9 protein-coding genes are annotated in these 6,522 nt (G+C 61.7%); 2 read left to right on the top strand and 7 right to left on the bottom strand.

Annotated elements, in window-relative coordinates:
* The coding region (locus tag EPO09_RS15875) for a cyclic nucleotide-binding domain-containing protein (RefSeq protein ID WP_290644318.1) at positions 1 to 328 on the bottom strand (328 nt) is incomplete at its 3' end.
* A gap of 149 nt (positions 329 to 477) precedes the next feature.
* Between EPO09_RS15875 and EPO09_RS15870 the strand changes: the two genes are divergently transcribed.
* On the top strand, positions 478 to 801 hold the full coding sequence (locus EPO09_RS15870; protein ID WP_290644316.1) for a HigA family addiction module antitoxin: 324 nt from the start codon (positions 478 to 480) through the stop codon (positions 799 to 801).
* Between the two features lie 128 nt (positions 802 to 929).
* Here the strand turns inward: EPO09_RS15870 and EPO09_RS15865 are convergent, their stop codons facing one another.
* From EPO09_RS15865 to EPO09_RS15845, 5 genes are all read right to left on the bottom strand, one after another.
* Positions 930 to 2,429 (bottom strand): AMP nucleosidase, encoded by a 1,500-nt coding sequence (locus EPO09_RS15865; protein WP_290644314.1) that lies wholly within the window; start codon positions 2,427 to 2,429, stop codon positions 930 to 932.
* 172 nt (positions 2,430 to 2,601) lie between these two features.
* Positions 2,602 to 3,051 (bottom strand): biopolymer transporter ExbD, encoded by a 450-nt coding sequence (locus EPO09_RS15860; RefSeq protein WP_290644312.1) that lies wholly within the window; start codon positions 3,049 to 3,051, stop codon positions 2,602 to 2,604.
* Positions 3,052 to 3,065: 14 nt separating this feature from the next.
* On the bottom strand, positions 3,066 to 3,725 hold the full coding sequence (locus tag EPO09_RS15855; protein ID WP_290644310.1) for a MotA/TolQ/ExbB proton channel family protein: 660 nt from the start codon (positions 3,723 to 3,725) through the stop codon (positions 3,066 to 3,068).
* A gap of 13 nt (positions 3,726 to 3,738) precedes the next feature.
* On the bottom strand, positions 3,739 to 4,563 hold the full coding sequence (gene dapB, locus EPO09_RS15850) for a 4-hydroxy-tetrahydrodipicolinate reductase (protein WP_290644308.1): 825 nt from the start codon (positions 4,561 to 4,563) through the stop codon (positions 3,739 to 3,741).
* A gap of 64 nt (positions 4,564 to 4,627) precedes the next feature.
* Positions 4,628 to 5,170, bottom strand: a complete 543-nt coding sequence (locus tag EPO09_RS15845) for an outer membrane protein assembly factor BamE (RefSeq protein WP_290644306.1) — start codon at positions 5,168 to 5,170, stop codon at positions 4,628 to 4,630.
* Between the two features lie 187 nt (positions 5,171 to 5,357).
* Between EPO09_RS15845 and fur the strand changes: the two genes are divergently transcribed.
* The gene (fur, locus tag EPO09_RS15840) at positions 5,358 to 5,810 is read left to right on the top strand and encodes a ferric iron uptake transcriptional regulator (protein WP_290644305.1); all 453 of its coding nucleotides are present in this window, start codon (positions 5,358 to 5,360) and stop codon (positions 5,808 to 5,810) included.
* Positions 5,811 to 5,813: 3 nt separating this feature from the next.
* On the opposite strand, the gene hprK is transcribed toward fur, so the two are convergent.
* Positions 5,814 to 6,522, bottom strand: a 709-nt coding sequence (gene hprK, locus EPO09_RS15835) for an HPr(Ser) kinase/phosphatase (protein ID WP_290644303.1), incomplete at its 5' end; no start/stop codon positions are given.

The following is a 6,522-nucleotide window of genomic DNA, read 5'->3' as shown; positions in this document are numbered from 1 at the left end:
CCGTATCTGCAATCGCATCCTGGCTGCGTGGCAGGCCGTCAATCAGCGATACCTCGCCGAACCAGTGATACGGCTCAACATACATCGTCAAACGATGCGATCCGTCTTTCGGACTGATGGAACCCAGCTTCAGCGCGCCAGCGACCACGCAGCAAAGGCTGTCCTGCGCTTCGCCACGTGAAAACAAAAGTTCACCCGTCCGGATATGCCACAGCCTGGATCGCTCGATCAGCGCGCGCTGGAAAGGCTCCGGACAACTGGCAAACCAGAGGTGGGTCTTGAGTGCCGGCAACAGGGTCAGCGGCGTGGATTCGGTTCGTCTCGCCATTGTTTCATCAAACGGTAAACGGCATAAGTGTTTTCCCTCAATCCCCCGAAATGGTTAGATGAATCGCGTGCAATTGTCCAAGTTTTGACAATGTTACCGAGACAAACCTCATACGATCGCGCCAGTATCTATGAAAAACCCTTAGTCCTATGAGCAATTCACCTGCAGCGCACCCCGGCGCCATCCTCCGCGCCAAGTTCATGGAACAACATGGCCTGTCGGCCAGTGGCTTGGCGATCCGCCTGCACGTTCCTGCCCCCCGCGTGAACGACATCGTGCGTGAGCGCCGCGGCATCAGCCCGGACTCCGCCCTGCGTCTGGCTCGCTTCTTTGGCACCACACCCCAGTACTGGATGGACCTGCAAACGGCCTATGACCTGCGCGTGGCCGAAGACCTGGCTGGCGAACAGATCCGTCGCGAAGTGGCCCCCGTGCAAACCGCCACTGCACCAAGTCTGGCTGCTGCAGCCTGATTGCTTGAAGCAACGGGCCCGCATGACCGGGCACCCAGCCCCGTCATGCACCATGCCACGTTGCACGGCAATCTGAAGCCATCTAGTAACACCAGGTAGCTTCACCACAACCGTAACGGGTTAGCCCGTTATTGGAATGCGACTTCGGCGAAGCTGCGCAGCTTTCGACTGTGCAGTTGGCCCGCCATATTGGCTCTTAAACGCTCAATGGCGCGCAAGCCGATGCGCAAATGCTGGTCTACCCGCTCGCGGTAGAACTGGTTGGCCATGCCCGGCAGCTTGAGCTCGCCATGCAGTGGCTTGTCACTCACACACAGCAAAGTACCGTAAGGCACGCGGAAGCGGAAGCCATTGGCCGCGATGGTCGCGCTTTCCATGTCCAGCGCCACGGCGCGGCTTTGACTGAAGCGTCGCTCGGGTTCCCGCTGCGGCAGCAGTTCCCAATTGCGGTTGTCGGTCGAGGCCACGGTGCCCGTGCGCATGATGCGTTTGAGCTCATAGCCATGCAACTGCGTGACATCGGCCACGGCGCCTTCCAGCGCCAGTTGGATTTCCGCCAGTGGCGGGATGGGCACCCACAGCGGCAGATCCTCATCGAGCACGTGGTCCTCACGCACATAGCCGTGGGCCAGCACGTAATCACCCAGTTGCTGTGAGTTGCGCAACCCTGCGCAATGGCCCAGCATGATCCAGGCATGAGGGCGCAGCACGGCAATGTGGTCAGTGATGGTCTTGGCGTTGGCCGGGCCCACGCCGATGTTGACCATGGTGATGCCGCTGCGATCACGCCTGATCAAATGATAGGCGGGCATCTGCGGCAAACGCGGAGGCGCCGCACCCAAGGCATCGGCAGCTTCTACGGCCTGGCCCACTCTGCGCGTGATCACATTGCCCGGCTCGATGAAGGCCACGCAGTCGTCATCGTCACGCGGGTTGTTGGGGTCTGGCGCGCGGCGCATCAACTCATGCCCCATGCGCACGAACTCGTCGATGTAGAACTGGTAGTTCGTGAACAGCACGAAGTTCTGGAAGTGCTCGGGCGAGGTGCCCGTGTAATGGCGCAGGCGGTGCAGCGAGTAGTCCACACGCGGCGCCGTGAACAGGGACAAAGGCCTGGGCGCCCCGCCACGCGTCTCGTACGTGCCGTTGGCAATGCCATCGTCCATTGAGGCCAGATCGGGCAGGTCAAACCGGTCACGCAAGAGCAGGCGCCGCTCAGCCGGCATGCTGCCCTCCAGATGCTGGTGCTCGGCCAGGCTGAAATGCACGGGGATCGCGTCACTGCCCAGGCCTACTTCGATCGACACGCCATGGTTGGCCAGCAACAACTCGAACTGCTCGCGGTAGTAATCGGCGAACAGATCAGGACGGGTCAAGGTGGTTTCATACGTGCCCGGCCCGGCCACGAAGCCGTAGGACAAACGGGAATCAGCCCGCGCCACCGTATCGGTGTGGATGCGCGCAAACGGGTACTTGGCGCGAACGTGCGTTTTGATGTTCTCACCAGCCACAAAGCGCTGCAGGGCATCACGCAAGTGCGCGATCTGCGCGTCATACAGCCTGGTGACATGGTCCAGCGCCGCTTGCGCGTTGTCGAATCGCTGAGTGGGAAACTTCGGGGCTGCCATCTTCGGTCCTGACCAACAGTCAACTTGAAGACCATTGTGCGCGCAGCTCTTACAGAGCAGGGCACCGAAATGCGAGGCGACTACCGCCTTGTCGTGCCAGGCCGACACGACCGGCCCACCGGCGAGGCCATGCCCGTCACAGGCCCTAGATGCGCCTTAAGATGGTTTGTTGTCAGGGCGCCGAGGCGGCACCCGCAGCAGCCTCAGGCTCCGCATCGGTCACAAAAGCGATCCGATTGAGGCCGGCCTTTTGCAAGGCGCTGATCAACTCGGCCACGTGCCCATAGGCCACTGCCCGATCGGCACGCAGATGCACCTCTGTATCGGGCTTCTTGCGCGACAACTCTTGCGCACGGCTCGTGATGGCAGTGAGGTTGCTCGCTTGATCATCCAGATACACCAGACCATCGGCCGTCAAGGCGATGGCCATCACGGTCGGGGTGTTGTTCGGAGATGGCTGCGCATCGATCTTGGGCAGATCCAGCTTGAGCCTGGATGTCATCAAGGGCGCCGTCAGCATGAAGATGACCAGCAGCACCAGCATGACGTCGATCAGCGGCGTCATGTTGATCTCACTCATGGGCTGACTGCCCTGCGGTCGCTCCAGACGTCCGAATGCCATGCCCGCCTCGCCGATCAGTTGCCCCGGCCCTGTTGGGCCAGCAGCGTTTCGCGCAGATCGTGGGCAAAGCCCTCCAGATCGGCCTCGCAGGCCGACACGATCTTGCCAAAGATGTTGTAGGCCAGCACGGCGGGAATGGCCACCGCCAGGCCGGCTGCCGTCATGATGAGCGCTTCGCCCACGGGGCCCGCCACCTTGTCCAGCGAGGCAGAGCCCTCGGCGGCAATGCCCATCATCGCGTGATAGATGCCCCACACGGTGCCAAACAGCCCCACGAAGGGCGACACCGCACCCACCGAGGCCAGCAACACCTGGCCGTGCTGCAAACGCCCCAGCACGGCATGAAGGCTGTCCCGCAGGCGGCGCGTCAGTTGTGCCTCAGGCAAGGCAAGCGACTCCAGCGTCCCGCCGGCGGCGGGCTTGCTCACGGCATCCACCAAAGGCAATAGCACGCCTTCACGGTCCATGGATTGCAAGGTCTGGCGAGCAGCCGCCATATCGGACGCAGCCCAGAAAGCCTGCGCACCCACTGTCAGATCCCTGCGGGCACGGTGTAACAACCAGCCCTTCCAGAAGATCACCACCCAGGCGCCGATCGACATCAGCAGCAACATGAGGGCCACGGCATGCCCGATGGCATCGCCCTGCGCCCAGAATTGACTCAAGCCACCCATGTGCAGTCCTTGTTTACTTCAGGCCCAACACGTCATCCATGCCGAACAGGCCATGAGGCTGGTTCGACAGGAAACGCGCGGCACGCAGGCTACCCTGGGCGTACGTGGCACGGCTCGATGACTTGTGCGTGATCTCGATGCGCTCGCCAATGCCGGCAAACAGCACGGTGTGGTCACCAACCACATCGCCACCACGGATGGTGGCAAAACCGATGGTGCTGGGGTCGCGCTCGCCCGTCACGCCTTCACGGCCATATACGGCGCATTCCTGCAGATTGCGGCCCACGGCTTCCGCCACGACCTCACCCATCTTCAGTGCCGTGCCGCTGGGCGCATCAACCTTGTGGCGATGGTGGGCTTCGATGATCTCGATGTCATAGCCTTCCTTGAGGGCCTTGGCCGCCTGCGCCAAGAGCTTGAAGACCACGTTCACACCCACGGCCATATTGGGCGACAGCATGATGCCGATGTCCCGGGCAGCATCCTCGATCTCGGCCTTCTGCTCATCCGTGAAGCCCGTGGTGCCAATGATCATCTTGACGCCCAGTTCGCGGCACACCTGCAAATGCGCCATCGTGCCTTCGGGGCGGGTGAAGTCGATCAGATAGTGCGCATCCTTGAGGCCCGCGCGCAGATCCGAGGTAATGGCCACGCCACTGGTGCTACCCAGAAATGCAGAAGCATCGGCACCGATGGCAGGGCTGCTGGCGATGTCCAGTGCGCCGGCAAGCTGCGCATCATCGGCATTCACAACCGCCTCGATCAGCATGCGGCCCATGCGGCCGGACGCGCCAGCGATGGCGATCTTCAGAACAGGGCTGGTGTTGGCAGTGCTCATGGCAGTGTCTTGTCTCATCAAATCAGATAGGGAATCGAGCGCGGAAAGCGAATGGACTTGAGCCTCAGCGGCGGCCAGCTTCCAGCGGTGGGTAGTCACGCACAGCGCCTTGCGGGGCTGTTTTGACCACCTCGGTTTTGGGCGGGACAGGCAGCGCCGCGATTTGCTCGGGCGTCAGGTTGACCACATCTTTGCCTTTGACGGGCTTGTCAATCGCGGCCACGAATTCGCGCTCACTGGGCAGGGGTTCGGTATCAAAACGGTCCACGGCATCGTTCTTGAAGAAGATGCTGACGCGGCGCTGTTGATCAGCCACGCCTTGGCGGCGAATGGTGAAGACATAGTCCCAGCGGTCTGTGTGGAAGGGATCGGCCAGCAAAGGCGTACCCAGGATTTCCTTGACCTGCATGCGTCCCAGGCCGGGCTGGATCTGCGCCATGATTTCCTGCGTCACGACGTTGCCTTGCACCACGTCCACCTTGTAAGGCTCCAGCAGACCAAACAGCGTCTCGGGCTTGCTGAGCGAGAAACCGCTGGTGCTGCAGGCCGACAGCGTGAGCACAGGGGCCAGACACATCAAGGTGCGACGAAGGAATTTCAGCGTCATGGATGAAGAGCTCGGTTGGTGTCCGGTAAGACCGAAATGGACTGTATGGGGCAGAGTCAGGGCAAATCGGCACGAAGGCCGAGACACGACAAGGCCTGACAGTTTCCCAGGTCGGGCGCATATCGATATCATTGGGCATTCTAGCGGGGGCCGGTCACGGTTGCCCGCACCCTGGAGCCCCCACCCCATGACCAACGCAGAAGAACTCAAGAGCAGCGGGCTCAAAGCCACATTGCCACGCATCAAGATCCTGGAAGTCTTCCAGCAAGCGGCGCAGCGCCACATGACGGCGGAAGACGTCTACAAGCTGTTGCTGACGGAAGGCTCCGACATCGGCCTGGCCACGGTTTACCGTGTGCTGATGCAATTCGAGCAGGCCGGCATCCTGTCGCGCAACCATTTCGAAGCGGGCAGCGAAGCCGGCAAAGCCGTGTTCGAATTGAACGAAGGCAAGCACCACGATCACCTGATATGCGTGAACTGCGGTCGCGTGGAAGAGTTCTACGATGCGGAAATCGAGCGCCGTCAGCAGGAAATTGCCCGGGAACGGGGTTACAAGCTACAGGACCATGCCCTGGCGCTGTATGTGATCTGCGAGCGCGAAGGCTGTAGCAACAAAACCGGCGCGAACGGCCGCTGACGCTCAGTTACCGCCGCGCTCCATCGCGCGCTGGTGGCGTTCGATGAATTCCTTGTAGGTGTCAATGCCACGCAGTTGCAGCACGGTATTGCGCACGGCGGCCTCCACCAGCACGGCCAGATTTCGACCGGCATCCACCGCGATCACCGCCTTGCGGATGGGTACGCCCATCACCTCTTCAAACAAGGGCTCGTAAGGCAGGCGCTCGAATTCGCGCTCCATGGTTTCCTTGCGGACCAGGTGCACGATGAGTTTGAGCCGCATCTTGCGGCGCACGGCGGTTTCACCAAAGATGGCCTTGATGTCCAGCAGGCCGATGCCGCGCACTTCCAGCAAGTTGAGCAGCAACTCGGGGCAACGGCCCTCGATGGCGGTACGAGACACACGGAACAAGTCCACGGCATCATCGGCCACCAGACCATGGCCGCGAGAAATCAATTCCAGCCCCAGTTCGCTCTTGCCCAGGCCGGATTCGCCCGTCAACAGCACGCCCAGGCCCAGGATGTCCATGAACACGCCGTGCCGCGTGATGCGCTCGGCGAAATGTTGAGTGAGGTAGCTTCGCAGCACGTCGATGACGTGGCCGGCAGGTTCCTGCGTGACGAAAAGCGGAATGCCAGCGCGGCCGCACATGGCCACCAGCTTGTCGGATGGGGCCTGCGCGTCAGCCACGACCACCACCGGAGGCTCCAGCGCATTGTGACGCTGGAGC

The organism is Aquabacterium sp., from assembly GCF_004297345.1.
Classification (GTDB): domain Bacteria; phylum Pseudomonadota; class Gammaproteobacteria; order Burkholderiales; family Burkholderiaceae_C; genus Aquabacterium.
The sequence above is the reverse complement of the archived record's forward strand: the minus strand, read 5'-3'. Positions and strand labels throughout refer to the sequence as shown.

What these genes read in the sequence shown, in the direction of transcription:
- EPO09_RS15870 (WP_290644316.1), top strand. Translation starts at nt 478, where the DNA reads ATGAGCAATTCACCTGCAGCGCACCCCGGCGCCATCCTCCGCGCCAAG.
- EPO09_RS15865 (WP_290644314.1), bottom strand. Translation starts at nt 2,429, where the DNA reads ATGGCAGCCCCGAAGTTTCCCACTCAGCGATTCGACAACGCGCAAGCG.
- EPO09_RS15860 (WP_290644312.1), bottom strand. Translation starts at nt 3,051, where the DNA reads ATGGCATTCGGACGTCTGGAGCGACCGCAGGGCAGTCAGCCCATGAGT.
- EPO09_RS15855 (WP_290644310.1), bottom strand. Translation starts at nt 3,725, where the DNA reads ATGGGTGGCTTGAGTCAATTCTGGGCGCAGGGCGATGCCATCGGGCAT.
- dapB (WP_290644308.1), bottom strand. Translation starts at nt 4,563, where the DNA reads ATGAGCACTGCCAACACCAGCCCTGTTCTGAAGATCGCCATCGCTGGC.
- EPO09_RS15845 (WP_290644306.1), bottom strand. Translation starts at nt 5,170, where the DNA reads ATGACGCTGAAATTCCTTCGTCGCACCTTGATGTGTCTGGCCCCTGTG.
- fur (WP_290644305.1), top strand. Translation starts at nt 5,358, where the DNA reads ATGACCAACGCAGAAGAACTCAAGAGCAGCGGGCTCAAAGCCACATTG.